Below are 17,737 nucleotides of genomic sequence, written 5' to 3' on the forward strand. Positions count from 1 at the left end.
CTCAGCGCCCCCTCTCGTTGGAGCATTGGATCGTGAAATGCGTGCGCTTCTCCTGTGCGGCCTCGCTGGACGCGGGGTCCAGGGCCGCGGCGTCGTCCTCGAGCGAGGCCCCGCCCTTGTCGACGGCGGGGTCGATGGAGGGGAAGGCCTCGACGAAGACCGGGTTCTTGCGCAGAGTGTCGGCGAAGCGGAAGGCGAGGTCCTGCTCCGCGGCCGGCGAGGCCGCCATCGCGTTGCCGCTGAGGTTGAAGGTGCGCGGAGAGCGCTTCTCCCCCATGGTGATCGCGTTCGCGTAGGTGATGTTCGCGATCCAGACGGCGTCGGGCACCGACTCCGCGACGGCCTGGAGCACCCGCGTCAGGGGGACCTGGCGGGCCGTGACCGAGCCGAAGGAGTTGACCTTGGTGCGCATGCCCTCGATCTCGGCCTCGATCTGCTCCTTGGTCCGGCCCTTGAACTCCTCGAGCACCGCGACCTGCCGGCGCAGCTTCGCGAGCTGGCTCGACTTCATGCTCACGATGGAGTAGCGATAGGCGCCGAAGAAGAGGAAGATCCCGGCCACGATGGCCGTGAGCTTGAAGATGGCCATCGCGGCCCGCCGGTCTTCGTCGCTGACGCGGCCGACGCCGCTGAGGTCGAGGACGAGCGGGGTGTTCACGAGGTGGCGCAAGGCGCCGCCGATGGCGGCGTAGCCGCCCCACTGCCCGGATTTCAGGCCGAGGAGCTTCGGGGTGTCCTGCATGGACATCGGCATCCCCAGCTCCTGCTCGAAGGCGGCCTTCCAGGCGGGCATGTCGGCGATCTGCCCGCTGAGGCGCACCCTCGCGGGACTCGCGGCGCCGAGCTGCTTCTTCGTGAAGTCTACGCAGCCGCCGAGGTCCACCTTGCGGATCTCGTCGACCGTCGCGTCGCGCGCGAGGAAGGCCTCGCGGTAGAGGATCGGGAGCTTCCCGTCCGAGACGAGGACGCGGATCTCTCCGCCGTCGAAGTGGGCCTGAGCGTAGGGGGTCCCCCCGCCCTCGAGGACGTCCCACAGGCGCTCGACCGAGATGGGGGCGAGCTCGACGCCGACGAGGGTGAGGCCGAGCTTCCCGACGATGGAGAGGATGGCGTCCATGTTCTTGCGCGGAGCGACGCCGAAGAGGCTTCCGAGGCGCGCGCGCTTGTCGGGACCCGGGGCCAGCGGCACGGACTGGAAGTCGTGCGCGAGCGTGGTGAAGGGGATGGGGATGTACTTCTTGGCCTCCGCCGGGATCGCGGTCTTCCAGAAGCGGCGGTCGATCGCGGGGAGGGTGAAGTAGCGCAGGATGCCGAAGTGGTGCGAGAGGGTGACGATGACGTGCTTCGAACCCCACTTCGTCTCGTCCATCGCCTTCTTGAGCAGTCCGGCGACGCGGTCGGCGTCGGCGAGGAAATCGGTGTTCAGCGAACCGCCCGTGCGGGTCTCCTTGGCCGCCGGCCCCGCGGGGACGGGGATGCGCAGAAGGTGGAGGACCTGGGGCTTCCCGGAGCAGGAGACCTCGGTGAGATAGAGGACCTCCGGGCTCAGGAAGAGCCCGAGGCACGAGTCCATCTTCGGGACCGACTTCCCGAACGAGAGCTGTTCGACGATCTCGTTGAGCTCCATGGCCCCGCCTATCCTCCCCTCACGATGTAGATCTCCACCTTATAGGATTCGACCCCGACGACCTGGTTCTGGAGCTGGATGTTCTCCGGCTTCATCTTATACTGCTCGACGAGCCGTTTCTTCACGAAATCCGCCCGGGCTTTCGCGAGCGCGGCGCCGTCCGGCTCGCCGCTGTAAGCATACCCTACGAGATTGATCTTATCAAGCGGATAGAGTTCCATGGTGTCGGCGATGCGCCCGAGCACGGAATCGCTGTCCTGCTGCATGGTGGCGGTCCCCTTCTGGAAGAGGACCTGGAAGTTGACCACTCCGGCTCGCGACGGCGCGGGCTCCTGGGCGGCGGGCTTCGCCGCCGCCGGCGCCGCGGCGGCCGTCGGCTGCGCGCCGGGCTCCGCGGCGGTCTTGGAGGGCTCCCGGCGCGCGGCGGCCTTCTTCCCCTTCGCCGCCTTCGCGGGCTTCCCGGCCTTGGCGGTCTTCGCCGGCTTGCGGGCGCCGATCGTCCTGCCCTGGAGCCGCCCCGGGATCGGACGCGCGGCTTCTTCCTCTTCTTCGGTCTCCTGCCCCATGACGGGGAGCTCGGCAGGAGGGGCCTTGGCGACGAGCGTGCTCGAGGAGACGGGCGCCGCGGGGACCGGTTCCTGGCCCTGGAGCGTGATCCAGAGATGCCGTTTGCGCGAGTGGTTCTTGAGGTCCGTCGCGCTGAGGACGGCCTCGTACTGCCCGGGCGGGTAGGGGTTGCCGAAGTAGTTCTTCCGTCCGTTCCAGTAGATCTGGTGGAAGACGGGGGCGCCGCCCTTGACCTCCTGGAGCGGCACGAGGTCGTCGCCTTTCTTCTCCCCGGGGCCGAGGATCTGGAAGCGCCAGGACATGAGGCCCGCGGGAGGCTCGACGACCGAGAACTCGACGATCGCCCCGTCTCCGGAGCGCGGGTCGAAGGCCGCGGGCCAGGAGCCCAGCGACACCGGCGGTCCGCCCTGTTCGTCGAGCGCGCTGTCGGTGGTGAGCTGGAGGGGCTGATTGTATAGGAAGACGAGGAGGATCCCCTTGTACTCCTGGAACTCGCGCGGGAGTTCGATCTGACTGCTCAGGAGGTTCACGCGTACGCGGGGAGGGGCGACGCCGGTCCGGAAGAAATGGGAGCTGATGCCCATGGTGCGGCGCATGTCCAGGATCTTCGCGTTGCCCTGGGTCGCGCCTTCGGGGAGGATGATGACCTGAGTGGCTCCGAGCGAGAAGACCAGCTCGCCGAGGATGTCGAGGATCTTCCCGGCGTCCTTCTTGAACTGGATCCCGGTCTCGAAGAGCAGGTCGGGCGGGATGGCGATCGCCCTCGGCGCGCGGCTCGTCGCCATCTGGATGCGGATGTCCTCGTAGCGCCGCAGCTTCTCCAGCGCCGTGCGCGCCTGGTTCTGGATCTTCCCTTCGATCTCGCGCTTCATGACCGCCCGGTCGCCGGAGCCGAGCCCGGCCTCACGGGGAGCGGTCCGCGGCGCGCGGTCCTCCTCGGGCTCGCTCGGGGCCGCGGAGCGCCGGGGCGCGTCCTCGACCGCGGGCTCGGAGCGGCGCACCGAGGGGCGTCCCGCGGCGCTCTCGATGACCGTGCCGGCGCCCTGCGGGGCCGCCGGACGGGAGAGCTTCGCTTCCGACCCCATGGACATGCGCTGGGTGATGAGGTTCAGATACTCGTTGGCCACGGGCCGTTCGGCCGGGTCGCCCTTGACGAGGATCTCCATGAAGCGGTCCATGGCCTCCATGTCGTGCCCGCTCTCGTAGAGTCCGATGGCGAGCTGCATCGACCGGCTGTAGTTCGCGTTCCCCCCGCCGCTCTCGTCGAGCGGCTGAGCTCCGGCGAGCGGATGCAGCAGCGCGAAGAGGCCGACCAGCAGCAGGGCCTGGCCCATGACGCGCAGCGCCGTCCTCAGGAACGGGGGAACGGGAATCATCTCGCTATTAATGTGACTTTTTAGCGTTAGTGAATCATTTCCGGCTTGTTAAGGAATTGTTACAGGACGAGCGACGGCCCAGGCCCGGTGCGCCCGGGTCCTGGGCCGCCCTCCTCGGAGAACGCGTCCCGCCTACTGCGCGAAGTCGATCGTGCAGTTCGCGCAGCCGGGGTAGGTCATGGCCCCGCCGCAGCGCTCGTAGACGACCGTGTACGGGTTCGAATACCTGGGCGCGATGCCGGCGTTGGCCGCCACGCGCGTCAGGGTGATGTTGTAGCGGGGGTCGCCGGCCTGGCAGCCCGCCGCGGCGCCGGCGCCCATGGCCACGCTGAAGTAGCGCATGCCGTAGGCCGGCGAGGTCCCCGGGAACGACACGTCGAGGTTCGCGAGGTCGGCGTTGACCTGCGCGTAGTTGCCGTTGCGCGCGAGGTAGCGCTCCTGGGCCTGCTTGACCTGCGACATGAAGGCCTGGGCCTCCGCGACGCGCGCCCGCTCGACGACCTTGAAGTACTGCGGGATGGCGATGGCCGCGAGGATGCCGATGATGAGCACGACGACGAGCAGCTCGATGAGCGTGAAGCCGCTCGACTTCTTCCGGATGTCCTTGGTCATCGGAGAGTCCTCGGCGCTTATTGCGCGAAGTCGACCGAGCAGTTCGCGCAGCCCGGATACGTCAGGGCTCCGCCGCAGCGCTCATAGACGACCGTGTACGGGTTCGAATACCTGGGCGCGATGCCGGCGTTGGCGGCCACGCGCGTCATGGTGATGTTGTAGCGGGGGTCGCCGGCCTGGCAGCCCGCCGCGGCGCCGGCGCCCATGGCCACGCTGAAGTAGCGCATGCCGAAGGCCGGCGAGGATCCGGGGAAGGTGACGTCCAGGTTCCCGAGGTCGGCGTTGACCTGCGCGTAGTTGCCGTTGCGCGCGAGGTAGCGCTCCTGCGCCTGCTTCACCTGCGAGATGAAGGCCTCGGCTTCGGCGACGCGCGCCCGCTCGACGACCTTGAAGTACTGCGGGATGGCGATGGCCGCGAGGATGCCGATGATGAGCACGACGACGAGCAGCTCGATGAGGGTGAAGCCCCTCTGGGACTGCGACCTGTTCATTCTGCGTTCTCCTTTGCGTCTTTTTTCGCCGCGTCCGCGTGCGGCGCCGACGATCCGTTCAGCCTTTGCCGCCGATCTGCGAGAGCTGGAAGATCGGCATGAAGATCGACATGACGATGACGCCGACGATCCCGCCGATGAAGACGACCATGATGGGGTCGATGATCGCGGTGAAGCGGCGGGTGAACTGCTCGATCTGCTCGCGATAGAACGTCGAAAGGGTGCCGAGGATGTCCGGGAGCTTGCCCGACTCCTCGCCCATCCACATCATCTCCGTGACGAGCGGCGGGAAGACCCCGGACTTCTTGAACGCCGCCGAGATCGACTTCCCCGTCGCGACGTCGTTCTTCACGCCCTTGAGCGCCGTCGCGAAGATCCGGTTGGAGGCGAAGACGCCCTCGAGGACGGCGATCGCGTTGAGGATGCTGACGCCCGACTCGATGAGGGTCGAGAGGGTGGTGAGCAGACGCTCGACCTGGATGTTCTTGATGAAGGCGCCGAAGAACGGGAGCCCGAAGAGGAACTGCGCCTTGGCGAGCTGGCCGTTCTCGGTGGCGAGGTAGGCCTTGAGCAGGAAGACGGCGACGACGGTGACCCCGATGAGCGCGGGGAGGTTGTAGACGAGGAGGTTCGAGACCGCGATGATGACCTGCGTGATCGCCGGCAGCTTGAGGTCGAAGCTCTTGAAGATGTCGGCGAAGGTCGGGACGATCTTCACGATGAAGAAGATCAGCACGCCCATCGAGATCGTGAAGAGCACGGCCGGGTACGCGAGGGCGGTGAGGACCTTGGCCTTGAGCTCCTCCTGCGACTGGATGTAGCTGGAGACCTGCTTGAGGGCCTTGGGCATCTGGCCGCTGAGCTCGCCGGCCTGCACGAGCGAGATCCAGAGCGTGTCGAAGACCTTCGGGTGCCGCTCGAGGGCCTTGTGCAGGGAGGAGCCGCTCGCGACCTCCTTGGAGACCGCCTGGACGGCGGCCTTGAGCGCGGGGTTCTCGGAGTGCTCGGAGAGCAGCGTCAGTCCCCGGACGAGGGGGACGCCGCCGTTGAGCAGCGTGGCGAGCTGCTCGCCGAAGAACGCCAGGTCGCGTCCGCCGACGGAGCCGGTCCCCCCCCGCAGGCGCTTGAGCGGGCTCGGGCTCTCGCGCTCGGCCTGGATGGACAGGATGAAGAAGCCGCGGCCCTGGAGGGCGTTGATGGCTTCGTTCTCGTCGGAGGCTTCGACCGAGCCCGAGGAGGTGTCGCCCTTGCTGTCCTGGACGGTGTAGAGGAACTTGCTCATCGCTCGGACGGTAGTCTACCAGTCGTCCGGGGGGCTGTCAATGCGCGCGCCCCCCCCTCACTCGCCGACGGTGATGGAGAGCACCTCTTCAGCGGAGGTGACGCCGTTGAGGACCTTGCGCCAGCCGCTCGCGCGCAGGCTCCACATCCCGTCCTCGGCGGCGATCTTCTTGAGCAGGTCCATGTCCCCGGCCTTGTGGTAGATCCCGTCGCGGAGCTTGGGCGTGACGAAGTAGACCTCGTAGATGGCGACGCGCCCGGCGTAGCCGGTCTTCGCGCACTTCTCGCAGCCGCGCGCCTGGTAGAAGATGAGCTTCGAGGGGTCCGGCGGCGGCGGCAGGAGGCTCTCGTTGAGGCAGCGCTCGAGCTCCTCCTTCGGCGGGGAGTAGGCCTGCTTGCAGGCCGGGCAGAGCGTGCGCACCAGGCGCTGGGCGGCGACCATGCGCAGCGAGGAGGAGAGCATGAACGGCTCGATGCCCATGTCGGTGAGGCGCACGACGGCCTCGATGGCGCTGTTGGTGTGCAGCGTCGAGAGCACGAGGTGGCCGGTGAGCGCCGCGCGCAGACAGGTCTGCGCCGTCTCCTGGTCGCGGACCTCGCCGACGAGGATGACGTCGGGGTCCTGGCGCAGGAAGGAGCGCAGCGCGGCGGCGAAGGTCAGCCCGATGCCGGAGCGGACCTGGACCTGGTTGATGCCCTCGAGCTTGAATTCGACCGGGTCCTCGATGGTCATGAAGTTCATCTCGGGGGTCTTGATCGTGTTGAGGACGGTGTAGAGGGTCGTCGTCTTACCCGAGCCCGTGGGGCCGGTGAGGAAGATCAGCCCGTGCGGCGAGTTCGCCGCCCGCAGAAAGTCCTCCTTCTGGCGGGGCTCGAAGCCGATCTTGTCGATGTTGAGCTCGACGGCGCCCTTGTCCAGGATACGCATGACGACCTTCTCCCCGAAGACGGTCGGGCAGATCGAGACGCGGATGTCGATGACGCGGTTCTGGACCTTGAGCGAGAAAGCGCCGTCCTGCGGCAGCCGCCGCTCGGCGATGTCGAGCTTCGAGAGGATCTTGATGCGGCTGACGACCGCGGAGAAGCCGTCGATGGCGGGAGGGGTGCGCTCGTAAAGCACGCCGTGGATGCGGAAGCGCAGCATGACGCGCTCGTCGAAGCGCTCGATGTGGATGTCCGAGCAGCGTTCGCTGATGGCCTGCTTGAGGATGGCGTTGACGAGCGAGACGATCTGCGCTCCCTTCGCCTGGGAGACCATCTTGTCGAGGTCGAGACGCGCGTCGGAGGTGACGTCGGCTTCCTCTCCGCCGGTCGCGTCGGGGGAGTCGTCGCCCTTCGACATGACCCGGTCGATGAGGCCGGTGCCGGTGGAGCCGTAGAAGTCGTCGATGACCTTCATGATCTGGCTCTTCGTGGCGATGAAGGGCTGGATCTCCTTGTTCGTCATCAGCTTCAGGTTCTCGACGACGAGGACGTTCTCCGGCTCGGCCATCGCGACGGCGAGGGTGTTCTCGTCGAGGAAGAGCGGGACGAGGATGTTCTCGCGCGCGTAGCGCTCTTCGACGACCTGCTGCAGGCCCTGGTCCTTCTCGGGAGAGAGGATCTTGTTCTCGCGGGAAGCGAAGGGGACGCCGAGGAGCTTCGAGACCGCCATCGCGATCTGGTCCTCGGTGGCCATCTGGAGCTTCACCACCGACTCGCCGAGGCGGCAGTTCTGCTGCTCGGAATGCTTGATGGCCTTGTCGAGCTGCTCCTGGTTGAGCACCCCGCCCTGGAGCAGGATCTGGCCGAGTCGGATCTTCTGAGGCTGCATGCGCCCTCCGTTACCGGGAATCCCGCGGGGATTCCCGGTAATGTATATATCGTGCGCGCGGGCCTGTCAAGACGCGGGGACTAGCGGCCCAGGGCGCGGAGCTCGCCGGCGGCCGTCGGGTTGCCGGGCTCCAGGCGCAGGGCTTCGCGGAAGCGCTCCGCGGCTTCGTCGCTGCGGCCGAGCTTCTTGAGCGCCTGGCCGAGGTTGACGACGGCGGGGACGCTGCGCGGCTCGCGCGCGAGGACCGCGCGGAAGTGCCCCTCGGCCGCGGCCGCGTCCCCGTGGAAGAGCTCGAGGTTCCCGGCGTAGAAGCGCGCGCGCACGTCGAGCGGGAAGGCGTCGGCGCAGCGGCGGGCCAGCTCCCGGGTGGCGGGGCCGAGGTCGCGGGCGCGCACGAGGGCGTCGAGGCGGCGCAGGTCGTCGAGGCGGCGGAGGATCTCCGGCGGTCGGCGGCCGGACTGCCCCAGCGAGCTGCGGAGGTTGCTCTCCGCCGTCGAGAAGCCGGGCTCGCGGGCCAGGAGCCCCGCGTAGACCTCCTCGGCCTTGCCGTACTCGCGTCCCAGGCTGTACAGGTAGCCGAGGTTGTTGCGGAAGTGCGGGTTGTCCGGGAAGAAGCGGATCGCCCCCTCGAGCACGCGGATCGCGAGCTCGCGTTCGGCGACGGGCTCGCGCAGGAGGAAGGCCGAGAAGCTCGCGTAGAGGTCCTGGGACATCGGGTTGATGGCCCAGGACATCAGGTAGTTGCGCCGCGCGTCGTCGCGCCGCCCGAGCCGGTTCCCCGAGAGGGTCGCGATGTTGAAATAGATCTCGTCGTAGCCGGCGTTGGCCTTCAGCGACTGGTCGTACGCCCACAAGGCCTTCTCCGGCTGGTCGCTGCGCGCGTAGGCGTTGCCGAGCTCGTAGTTGGTGTTGACCTCGCGCGGCTGCCAGCGGTAGGCGCGCTCCAGGGTCTCCACCGCCTGCGCCATCCGCTGCCCGCGCGCGAGCTTGAAGCCCATGAAGTAGTTCGTCTCGCGCATCCACATCGCGACGCCCGCCCACGCGCCCCAGGCGCAGAGCAGGACCGCTCCGAGGGCGAGCGCCTTGCGCGCCGCGGCGGGGAGCGCGGGAGCGCGGCGCCAGCCCTCCTCCCGCGCGAGGAGTCCCGCCGTGCTGCCCGCCATCCACCAGAACAGGAAGCCCGGCACCGCGAAGTGCAGCGAGACGTTCATGAGGTTGTCGACGAGCATGCCGGCGACGCCCGCCGCGGCGCCGAGGATCCAGATCCCCGTCCCCCCCTCGCGCGCGGGGCGGCCCTTCGCCGCGGGCTCGGCGATCTCGACGCGCAGCGCGCGCGGCAGCGTCGATCGGAAGAACGCGACCCAGGTCCAGAGCAGCACCCCGACGCCGGCGAGGCCGCACTGCGCCCAGACCTCGAGGACCTCGTTGTGCGCGTTGTTCGCGTGCGTGCGCATGCCGCGCAGGAGGGCCACCTGCTCGAGCAGCCCGCCCTGGTAGAACGGATAGTAGAGCTCGAAGAGGCCCCAGCCCTTGCCGAGCAGGGGGTTCTCCGCGCCCATCTGCCAGGCGCAGGCCCAGATGAGAAGGCGCTGGAACCACGGGCTGTACGGGATGCCCCCAGGCTCCGTGTGCTTGAAGGCGAGTCCGACCTCGGAGAGGCGTCCGAAGGCGCTCGAAACGTAGCCGCCGATGTTGCTCTGCGGCCAGAAGAGGGCGATGAGAACCCCCGCGCTCAGGACGAGGCCGGTGACCTCGGGGTCCCTGCGGACGAGGCGCCGGACCTCCGGGGAGAGCGCGAGGACGGCCAGCGCGGCGGCCGCGCCGACCCACGACGAGCGGGTGAGGCTGCAGAGCAGCGCCGCCTCGAAGAAGAGGAAGAGGATGCCGTAGGCAATCCGCGCTCCGCGCGCACGCGCGCGCAGATAGTAGACGACGGAGAGCGGCAGGAGGATGACCATGTACGACGACATGAAGTTCGGGTTCCCGAAAGTCGAGACGGAGCGTCCGCCGTAGGGGTTGAGGGTCTTCGGCCAGAGGATCTCGAAGTTGAAGTACTGCAGGACGGCGTAGACGGCGCCCAGGAAGCCGGCCGCCAGCGCCGCGTGCCAGACCGCGTGCACGGTGCCCGCACGCGCGAGGAAGAGCACCGCGGAGATGCCGGCCGCCCAGAGGAGCGCGCCGTAGGGGTCCCACATATGCTCCCAGAGCGTGGGGCCCTGGGACGCCGCCCCGCGCAGCTGCGGGAAGAGCAGCCAGAGCGCGCCCCAGAGGATGCAGAAGGCCGCCCAGCCGATGATCGGCGGGGCGTCGGGCTCCATGGTCCCCGCGCACTCGGCGGCGAGGTAGAAGGTCAGCAGCGGATAGACGAGGCCGAACTGCATCACGATCTGGCGGCCCGGCTCCGCGAGCATCGCCCCGCGGTAGAACGACGCGTGACCGAAGTAGGCGAGGCCCCAGCTCAGGGCGCAGACCCCGGCCCAGGCGGCGAGCGGAAGGTCGACGGGGGTGCGCGGAAGGGAGAGCTCGTCGCCGCTCAACCAGCCGAGGGCGAGGAAGGCCGCCGCGAGGCAGAGGGCCCCGTCGAGGAGCGCGATCTGCGTGACGTACGGGTTGCGCGTGAGGTCCGTGAAGAAGAAGAGCGGGCAGACGAAATGCGCGAGAACGACGACGGGAAGGACGAGGCGGCGCGCGTTCACCGCTTCAGCGGCACCGCGGAGGGCGCGACCTCGAGCGCGGGCGCCGCCTGGAAGGCGGGCGGGGCCGTCCGCAGCAGGCCCTCGGCCTTGGCGCGGTTGTAGAGGAGCTGCATGTTCTTCTGCAGGGCCTCGTTGGCCGGGTCGAGGCGCAGGCCGCCGCGGTAGGCCTTCTCGCTCTCGGGGAGCTTGCCGGCGAGGAAGTAGGCGTTGCCGAGCTGGAGATACGCGTCGGGGGTCTCATGGCGGTGCGACCAGGTCCCCGTGTTCTCGTAGTCCTTGACCTGGAGGTAGGCGAAGATGGAGCGCCGCACCCAGGCCTTGGAGGCCAGCGACGGCGAGAGCGCGCAATTGGGCGCCTCGATGAGCTCCTTGTAGACCTCGACGGCCTTGTCGTACTGCCGCCGCATCATGTAGACATGGCCCATCCGGTAATAGTTCGGCGGGAAGACGGGGTCGATGTTGTAGTACTTCTTGAACCAGGAGAGCGCCGTGTCGAGGTCCTTCTCGGCCTGAGCGGCGTTCCCGCGCGCGCGCTCCCAGTCGGCCTTCTTCATGTAGAGCACGCCGAGCTGGTGGTGCGACTGGACGTAGTTCGGCGCCTGGGCGTGGACCTGCGCGTAGGCGTCGAGGGCCCGCTCGAAGTCGTCGCGAGGGACTTTGTTCGCGTCGCCCCAGTTCTCGTTGTAGAGCTTCGTCATGTTGAAGCGGTCGTTGAAGACGTTGCCCTTGAAGTAGTTGGCCATGACGAAGGCGGGGTTGAGCTTCGCCACGGTCAGATAGTGCTTGAGCGCCATGTCCCACTCCTGGCGCTTCGAGAAGAAGATGGCGATGTTGTGGTTGACGTCGGCCTTGAAGTGCCCCCAGGTGAGGTTGAGCGGGAAGATCATCAGGCCGATGACGAGCGGCACCAGAGCGTTGCGGGCGAGCCAGGCGGTGCGTGCGAAGATGAAGGCCTGCGCGAGCACGCAGAAGAGGAAGCAGATCCAGGCGATCCACCACTGAAGGACCTCGCCGCCGAGGGTCAGGCGGAAGAGGGGCCCCTGGAGCTCCGTGAACTCGGAGCACAGCGTCCAACCGGCCCAGGCGACGGCCCCCCACGCGGCCAGGCGCAGCGGCCAGATCAGGAACTGGGAGAAGGTCTCGAGCGCCGTGGGGCCCGCGTCCTCCGCGTCGGCTTCGGGGACGGGGTGGAGGTCGACGAGGGCCGCGCCCCGCGAGAGGTTGACGATGAGCCCGGAGAGGAGGCCGAGGTAGACGCCGGAGGAGACGAAGCGCATGCTCACGTCGAAGAGGTTGTGGGCGAGCATCCCCTGGAACGCGATGAGGTAGCCGAGCAGGTCGTAGGCGTGAGGCGGGGCGCGCTGCCCCTTCTTCAAAGAGCCCGTCAGCTGCCCGAGCGAGCGGTAGGCGACGATGAAGGTGCTGAAGAAGAGCCAGATGAAGATGCCCGAGCCCAGGATGCCCTCGTCGAAGAGGACCTCGAGATGCTCGTTCTCCGAGTGGTCGGTCTCCGTGTTGTGCTTGCCCTCGATGTGGAAGATCGGCGGGCGGCGGAAGGCGGGATAGATGACCCAGAAGGAGCCGATGCCCGTGCCGATGAACGGCTGGGTCCGCACCATCTCCCAGGTCGCCTCCCAGGTGAAGAGGCGGAAGTTCACCGAGGTGAAGCCGGAGTGCGCGAGCTTGTTGAAGACCGCCCCGAAGACCAGCGAGCCCATGAGGACGAAGCCCAGCGCGACCTTGCGCCAATGCAGGTCCAGCCACTCGCGGGCGAAGAACCATGCGTGCGTGGAGACCAGCAGCATCATCGAGATCGCGAAGCCGATCCAGGCGCCCTTGGTCTGCGTGCCCCAGAGGCAGAAGACGTCGAGGAAGATGAGCGGGGGCAGCAGCCAGGAGCGCGTCTTCATGAACTGCGCCACGAGGATGGGGAACATGATGACGAGGTAGTCGGCGAAGAAGTTGGGGTTCCCGAAGGTGGAGAAGACGCGGTCGCCGAAGGCGCCGCGCCAGATGAACGGGTCGGGGCCGCGCCCGGGGCCGGGCGGGAAGAAGCTGATGTCGAACCACTGCAGGAAGCCGTAGCCCGCGCAGATGGCGAGCGTCCAGACCAGGATCTTCGTCGTGCGTTCGACGGCGCTCTCGCTGAACTCGCGGATGACGATGAGCGGCACCGTCATGTAGAAGATGCGGCGCAGGAAGAAGTCGAGCGAGGAGAATTTGTAGGGCGCGTGGATGTAGGAGAAGATGCCGTAGCCGAAATAGGCGAGGAAGGGCGCCAGCGTCACGAGGTCGCTCTTCGTGAAGGCGTTGCGGCCCTCCTCGAAGATGCGGCAGAGCCAGAGCGCGAGGAGGCAGACGCCGCCCATCTGGACGAGGGTGATCTTGACCTGGGCCGAGTCGTAGGTGCGCAGGTAGAAGGAATCGGAGATGAGCAGATAGAGGATGGGCAGCCACCAGACCAGCGCCTTCTGGGCGAAGCTGGCCGCGGGGGCCGAGGTCTCGCGGAGTCCCTTCTTGGGGATGTTCTTCGCGGGCTGCGCGCTCATGCGGGGACCATCATATATGAATAGGCGTACGCCCGCAACTCTCCCCCGACCGGGCTCGGCGCTCGCGGCCGCGCGCGAGCCGCAAACGCCGAGAATTTGATATAGTGTCGACCCGACGCCGGGGTAGCTCAACGGCAGAGCAATCGCTTCGTAAGCGATAGGTTGTGGGTTCGAATCCCATCCCCGGCTGACACTTTTCCCCCATCCCATGAGCAGGGCCTTCATCCGCGAGGACGCCGCCCCCGACGAGGAGCCGCCCCGCCCGCAGAGCGGGCAGCCCAACTACGTGACGTCGCACGGTCTCGAGGTACTGCGCGAGCGCGTCGCGGCGCTCGCGCGCGAACGCGAGGCGCTCAAGCCCGACGCGGCCGACCCCGCGGCCGGACAGCGTCTGCGGCGCGTCGAACGCGACCTCGTCCATTATCAGGGACGCCTCGACAGCGCCATCCTCGTGAGCCCGGGAGGACGTCCCGCCGACCGCGTCTTCTTCGGCGCGACGGTCGTCTACCGCGGCGCCGAAGGCGAGAGCCGCGTGCGCATCGTCGGAGAGGACGAGGCGGCCGACGCGGACGGGGAGCGCTCCCCTTCCCCCGCGCTCAGCTGGACCTCGCCGCTGGCGCAGGCCTTCCTCGGCGCGAAGCCCGGCGAACGCGTCCTCTGGAAGCGCCCCGCCGGCGACCTCGAACTCGAAGTCCTCTCGATCAGTTACGAATAAAGGAGGCCCTTTCGGGCCTCCTTCTCTCCTTCATCCGTCGGTCGTCCCTAGTCCAGGACGCGCTTGTTCCAACGGCATTGATAGCCGTGGCGGGAGTAGGTGTTCTCGTAGGCGTATTCGCAGTCCTCGAGCGGCATGCAGCGCGCGGGCGCCTTCAAGATGGGCCCGTTCGAACACTCGCACCAGCCGTTGGGCGCCGGGCATTCGTCCTTGCCCTTGACGGCGCGAGGCCGCGGCGGCTCGGTCTTCCGGACGGGCTTCGGCGCGACGCGCGGGACCTTCGCGAGCGCGCGCACCGCGGCCGCGGCTTCGCGGCGGACGGATTCGTCGGCGTCCTTCTGCGCGGCGGTCGTCGCCGCCGTGAGCGCGCGGCGGTCGCCCCGCCGCGCGAGCGCTCGAGCGGCCGCCAGACGGGCGGGCGGCTCCGCGTCCTCGAGCAGCGTGCGCGCGAGGATGCGGGTGAGCTCGGGGTCGGCGGCGTGCGCGCTCGCGGTCGCGGCCGCGAGGCAGTAGGCGGCGCGGCTCTCCGGGTTCGCCTCTTCGAGCAGAAAGAGGTCCCCCGCCTCGAGCGGAGCGCCTCCGGGGAAGGCCAGCGAGAGGACGGCCGCCTCGCGCCGCGCGAGATGGTCGAGGTCGCCGGACATCGCCGAGGCGACGGCCCGCAGCGCGCGCGTCCCGACGTGCCGGCCGCTCGCGAGCGTGCGCAGGAGCTCTCGGCGCACCGCCGCGGACGGCTCCCCCGCGAGAGCGGCGGCGAGCTGCTCGACGTTCGCGGGGTCGTCCTTCGCGCGGAGCTTGCGCACGGCGTCGATCTTCACGCGCTCCTCGGCGCTCGTCGGGACGACGGGGTCCTCCGGCCCGGCGCAGAACGCGGAGGAGGCGAGGAGGAGGGAGGCGAGGAGCGTGCCGGTCACGGGCCGACGGCCTCCCAGCGCCCGCTCGCGGCGGAACGATAGGCCGCGTCGACGGCGCGCAGGTCCTGCAGGGCCTTCACGGCGTCGACGGCGGGGGCCGCACCCCCGACGACTTCGAGGAAGTGGCGCAGAAGCGTCTCCTTCCCCATCGGATCGGAGGCGTCGATGGGGACGCGGCGCAGGGTGTCTCCGCGCAGTTCGATGTAGGCCCGGTCGCAGGTATAGGCCAGCGCGCCCCCGTCCCCTTCGACGAGCACGTTCGGGACCGAGCGGTCCCAGTCGCGGTCCCACGAGGCCTCGAAGGTCCCCTCCACGCCCTCCCCGAAGTCGAGGGCGAGCCGGAACTCCGACTCCCCCTCCATCGCCGCGATGGGGCGGCGCGCCTCGAGCAGGCGCACGCGGCGCAGCGGGCCGAGCAGGATCTGGAGCAGCCGCAGGTAGTGCGGCCCGACGTCCGCGAGCAGCCCGCCGCCCATGCGCTCCTTGCGCAGGCGCCAGCCGGCGGGCGCGTAGCGCTTGGAGTGGACGGCGCAGACCCCGCGGGGGCGGCCGACGACGGCCTCCCGCAGCAGCCGCACCGCCGCGGGGACGAACGGCATGAAAGCGTAGTTCTCGCCGACCAGCAGCCGACGGGCGTCGAGGCGGGCGAGGGCCTCCCCGTCCTCGAGGGTGTGGGCCAGGGGCTTCTCGAGCAGGACGGCCTTGCCCGAAGCGACCGCCCGCTCGGCGAAGCGGCGGTGCAGGTCGTGCGGCACGCAGAGGATGAGGCCCCCGACGCGCGGGTCGTCGCACGCCGCCTCGAAGGAGGGCAGCGCCTCTCCCCCGTGGCGGGCGGCGAAGTCCGCGGAGCGGACGGGGTCCCGCCCCGCGAAATAGAGGCGTGCGACGCCCATGCGGGAGAGCGCTCCCGCATGGGCCGCCGCGTAGTGTCCGCAGCCGACGAGGCAGATGCCGGTCCTATCCATCCGAGGGAGGGATTCTCGCTCAAATCGGGGGCGCGGTCAAGCGGAAGAGGCGGCCATGCATTAATGGTATAATGGACATCTAAATGGTCAGAAAGTACGTACAGGACTGGCTCGCCCCTTTCGGTCGCCCGATGTTCCGCAAGCCCCGGCAGTGGGCGGAGCGTCTCAAGCCGTCCGCGGACGAAGGGTCCGAGCACGAGGTCCCCTCGGTCCTCGAGGAGGCCATCCGCAAGTCCCAGGAAGCGCTCCTGCGCAGGCAGAACACGGAGGACGGCTACTGGCTCGCCGACCTGCGCGCGGACACGACCATCGACTCCGACACGGTCATGCTGCTGAACTTCCTCGGGCGCGGGGACTCGCCGAAGGTGCGCCGCTACGCGAACTTCATCCTCGAGCAGCAGAACGCCGACGGCGGCTGGCCCATCTACCGCAACGGCCCCTCCGAGATCTCGGCCACGGTCAAGGCGTACTGGGCGCTCAAGTTCGCCGGGCGCGGTCCCGAGGAGCCCTCGATGCGCCGCGCCCGCGAGCGCATCGCCAAGCTCGGCGGCATCCACAAGGTCAACACCTACAGCAAGTTCTACATGGCCATGTGGGGACTCTACGACTGGCGAGGGGTCCCTTCCATCCCGCCCGAGCTCATGCTGTTCCCGAACTGGTTCTATTTCAACATCTACGAGATGTCGTCCTGGACCCGGGCCATCGTCGTCCCGCTCACCATCATCTGGTCCGAGCGCCCGACGCTCGTCTGCCCCCCCCACGCGCGGCTCGACGAGCTCTTCCCCGATTCCCGCCGCCACATCCCTCTGAGCGAAGCCGTGCCGCCGCACGAGGTGGTCTCCTGGACGAACTTCTTCCTCCTCTGGGATTCGCTCCTCAAGGGCATGGAGGGCCGCGGCGGGCACTGGATCCGCACCTGGGCGCTGCGCCTCGCCGAGGACTGGATGCTCGAGCGCCTCCAGGATTCCGACGGGCTGGGCGCCATCTATCCCGGCATCGTCAACACGATCATGGCGATGAAGGCCCTCGGCTATCCCGACAGCGACCCGCGGCTCAAGAAGCAGATCGAGCACCTCGAGACCCTCGAGCTCGACCGCGGCCCGGACAAGATCGAGATGCAGCCGTGCGTCTCCCCCGTCTGGGACACCGCCATCTCCCTCATCGCCCTCGCCGAGTCCGGGCTCGACCGCCGCCATCCGGCGCTCGTGAGCGCCGCGCGCTGGCTCATCTCCAAGGAGATCCGCCGCGCCGGGGACTGGCGCTACACGAACCCCGCCGGCCCCATCGGGGGCTGGGCTTTCGAGTTCAACAACGCCTTCTACCCGGACATCGACGACACCGCGATGGTGATGCTCGCGCTGCGCCACGTGGACCTCGACGAAGCCGACGCGCACCTGCGCGAGAAGGCCTGCCTGCGCGGCCTACACTGGCTGCTCTCCATGCAGTCGCGCAACGGCGGCTGGGGAGCGTTCGACAAGGACAACACGAAGTACATCTTCACGAAGATCCCCTTCGCCGACCACAACGCCATGATCGACCCGCCGACCGTCGACGTCTCCGGCCGCGTGCTCGAATTCCTCGGCTACATCGGCTACGACGAGAGCTACCCCGCCGTGCATTCCTCCGTGGAATTCCTCCTCGCCGAGCAGGAGGAGGACGGTTCCTGGTACGGCCGCTGGTGCGTCAACTACATCTACGGGACCTGGCAGTCCCTGCGCGGCCTGGCCGCCATCGGCTACGACATGGGCGCCCCCGAGATCCAGAAGGCCGCCGACTGGCTCGAGTCCGTCCAGCTCCCGGACGGCGGCTGGGGAGAGACCTGCGCGACCTACGACGACCCCGCGCGCAAGGGCGAGGGTCCCGCGACGCCCGCCCAGACCGCCTGGGCCGTCATGGCCCTGATGGCCGCCGGACGCTCCGATTCCCCCGCCGTCGAGCGCGGGGTCGAGCACCTGATCGCGACCCAGCGCCCCGACGGGACCTGGGACGAGACGGAGTACACCGGCACGGGCTTCCCCCGCGTCTTCTACCTCGAGTACACGCTCTACCGCGACAACTTCCCGCTGCTCGCGCTCGGACATTACCGCAGCGAACTGCAGCGCTTGAAGACGTCGTTCTGACGCCGAATCCT

The 17,737-nt window shown here is 68.7% G+C and carries 12 protein-coding genes and 1 tRNA gene; 3 read left to right on the plus strand and 10 right to left on the minus strand.

The genetic code is table 11. The features are described from left to right. Position 1: 1 nt before the first annotated feature. The 8 genes from WC969_04240 to WC969_04275 form a co-directional block, all read right to left on the minus strand. Positions 2 to 1,627 (minus strand): hypothetical protein, encoded by a 1,626-nt coding sequence (locus tag WC969_04240; protein MFA6029048.1) that lies wholly within the window; start codon positions 1,625 to 1,627, stop codon positions 2 to 4. A gap of 8 nt (positions 1,628 to 1,635) precedes the next feature. Beyond that, positions 1,636 to 3,570, minus strand: a complete 1,935-nt coding sequence (locus WC969_04245) for an OmpA family protein (protein ID MFA6029049.1) — start codon at positions 3,568 to 3,570, stop codon at positions 1,636 to 1,638. Between the two features lie 132 nt (positions 3,571 to 3,702). Further along, positions 3,703 to 4,182, minus strand: a complete 480-nt coding sequence (locus tag WC969_04250) for a prepilin-type N-terminal cleavage/methylation domain-containing protein (GenBank protein MFA6029050.1) — start codon at positions 4,180 to 4,182, stop codon at positions 3,703 to 3,705. Between the two features lie 17 nt (positions 4,183 to 4,199). Further along, the gene (locus WC969_04255) at positions 4,200 to 4,673 is read right to left on the minus strand and encodes a prepilin-type N-terminal cleavage/methylation domain-containing protein (GenBank protein ID MFA6029051.1); all 474 of its coding nucleotides are present in this window, start codon (positions 4,671 to 4,673) and stop codon (positions 4,200 to 4,202) included. Between the two features lie 58 nt (positions 4,674 to 4,731). Next, positions 4,732 to 5,955 carry a type II secretion system F family protein gene (locus WC969_04260; GenBank protein ID MFA6029052.1) on the minus strand — a complete coding sequence of 408 codons (1,224 nt, stop codon included), beginning with the start codon at positions 5,953 to 5,955 and terminating at the stop codon, positions 4,732 to 4,734. A 57-nt stretch (positions 5,956 to 6,012) separates the two neighbouring features. Then, complete coding sequence (locus WC969_04265; GenBank protein MFA6029053.1) at positions 6,013 to 7,767, minus strand: ATPase, T2SS/T4P/T4SS family; 1,755 nt, start codon at positions 7,765 to 7,767, stop codon at positions 6,013 to 6,015. 80 nt (positions 7,768 to 7,847) lie between these two features. Continuing rightward, complete coding sequence (locus WC969_04270) at positions 7,848 to 10,463, minus strand: tetratricopeptide repeat protein (protein MFA6029054.1); 2,616 nt, start codon at positions 10,461 to 10,463, stop codon at positions 7,848 to 7,850. Continuing rightward, positions 10,460 to 13,012, minus strand: coding sequence for an O-antigen ligase family protein (locus WC969_04275; GenBank protein ID MFA6029055.1), 2,553 nt, complete (start codon positions 13,010 to 13,012; stop codon positions 10,460 to 10,462). Before WC969_04275 ends, WC969_04270 begins: the two co-directional genes overlap by 4 nt. 117 nt (positions 13,013 to 13,129) lie before the next feature. On the opposite strand from WC969_04275, the gene WC969_04280 reads away from it, so the two are divergent. Together WC969_04280 and WC969_04285 are read left to right on the plus strand one after the other, a co-directional pair. Continuing rightward, positions 13,130 to 13,201 (plus strand) — tRNA-Thr (locus tag WC969_04280). Between the two features lie 19 nt (positions 13,202 to 13,220). Further along, the gene (locus WC969_04285) at positions 13,221 to 13,727 is read left to right on the plus strand and encodes a GreA/GreB family elongation factor (protein ID MFA6029056.1); all 507 of its coding nucleotides are present in this window, start codon (positions 13,221 to 13,223) and stop codon (positions 13,725 to 13,727) included. Between the two features lie 47 nt (positions 13,728 to 13,774). On the opposite strand, the gene WC969_04290 is transcribed toward WC969_04285, so the two are convergent. Together WC969_04290 and WC969_04295 are read right to left on the minus strand one after the other, a co-directional pair. Continuing rightward, positions 13,775 to 14,641, minus strand: coding sequence for a HEAT repeat domain-containing protein (locus WC969_04290; protein MFA6029057.1), 867 nt, complete (start codon positions 14,639 to 14,641; stop codon positions 13,775 to 13,777). Beyond that, positions 14,638 to 15,606, minus strand: coding sequence for a Gfo/Idh/MocA family oxidoreductase (locus WC969_04295; protein MFA6029058.1), 969 nt, complete (start codon positions 15,604 to 15,606; stop codon positions 14,638 to 14,640). Before WC969_04295 ends, WC969_04290 begins: the two co-directional genes overlap by 4 nt. Positions 15,607 to 15,689: 83 nt before the next feature. On the opposite strand from WC969_04295, the gene shc reads away from it, so the two are divergent. Beyond that, positions 15,690 to 17,726: a squalene--hopene cyclase gene (shc, locus tag WC969_04300; protein ID MFA6029059.1), complete on the plus strand. Its 2,037-nt coding sequence runs from the start codon at positions 15,690 to 15,692 to the stop codon at positions 17,724 to 17,726. Positions 17,727 to 17,737 lie beyond the last annotated feature (11 nt).

Source organism: Elusimicrobiota bacterium (assembly GCA_041660925.1).
In the GTDB taxonomy this organism is placed as follows: domain Bacteria; phylum Elusimicrobiota; class Elusimicrobia; order UBA1565; family UBA1565; genus JBAZUV01.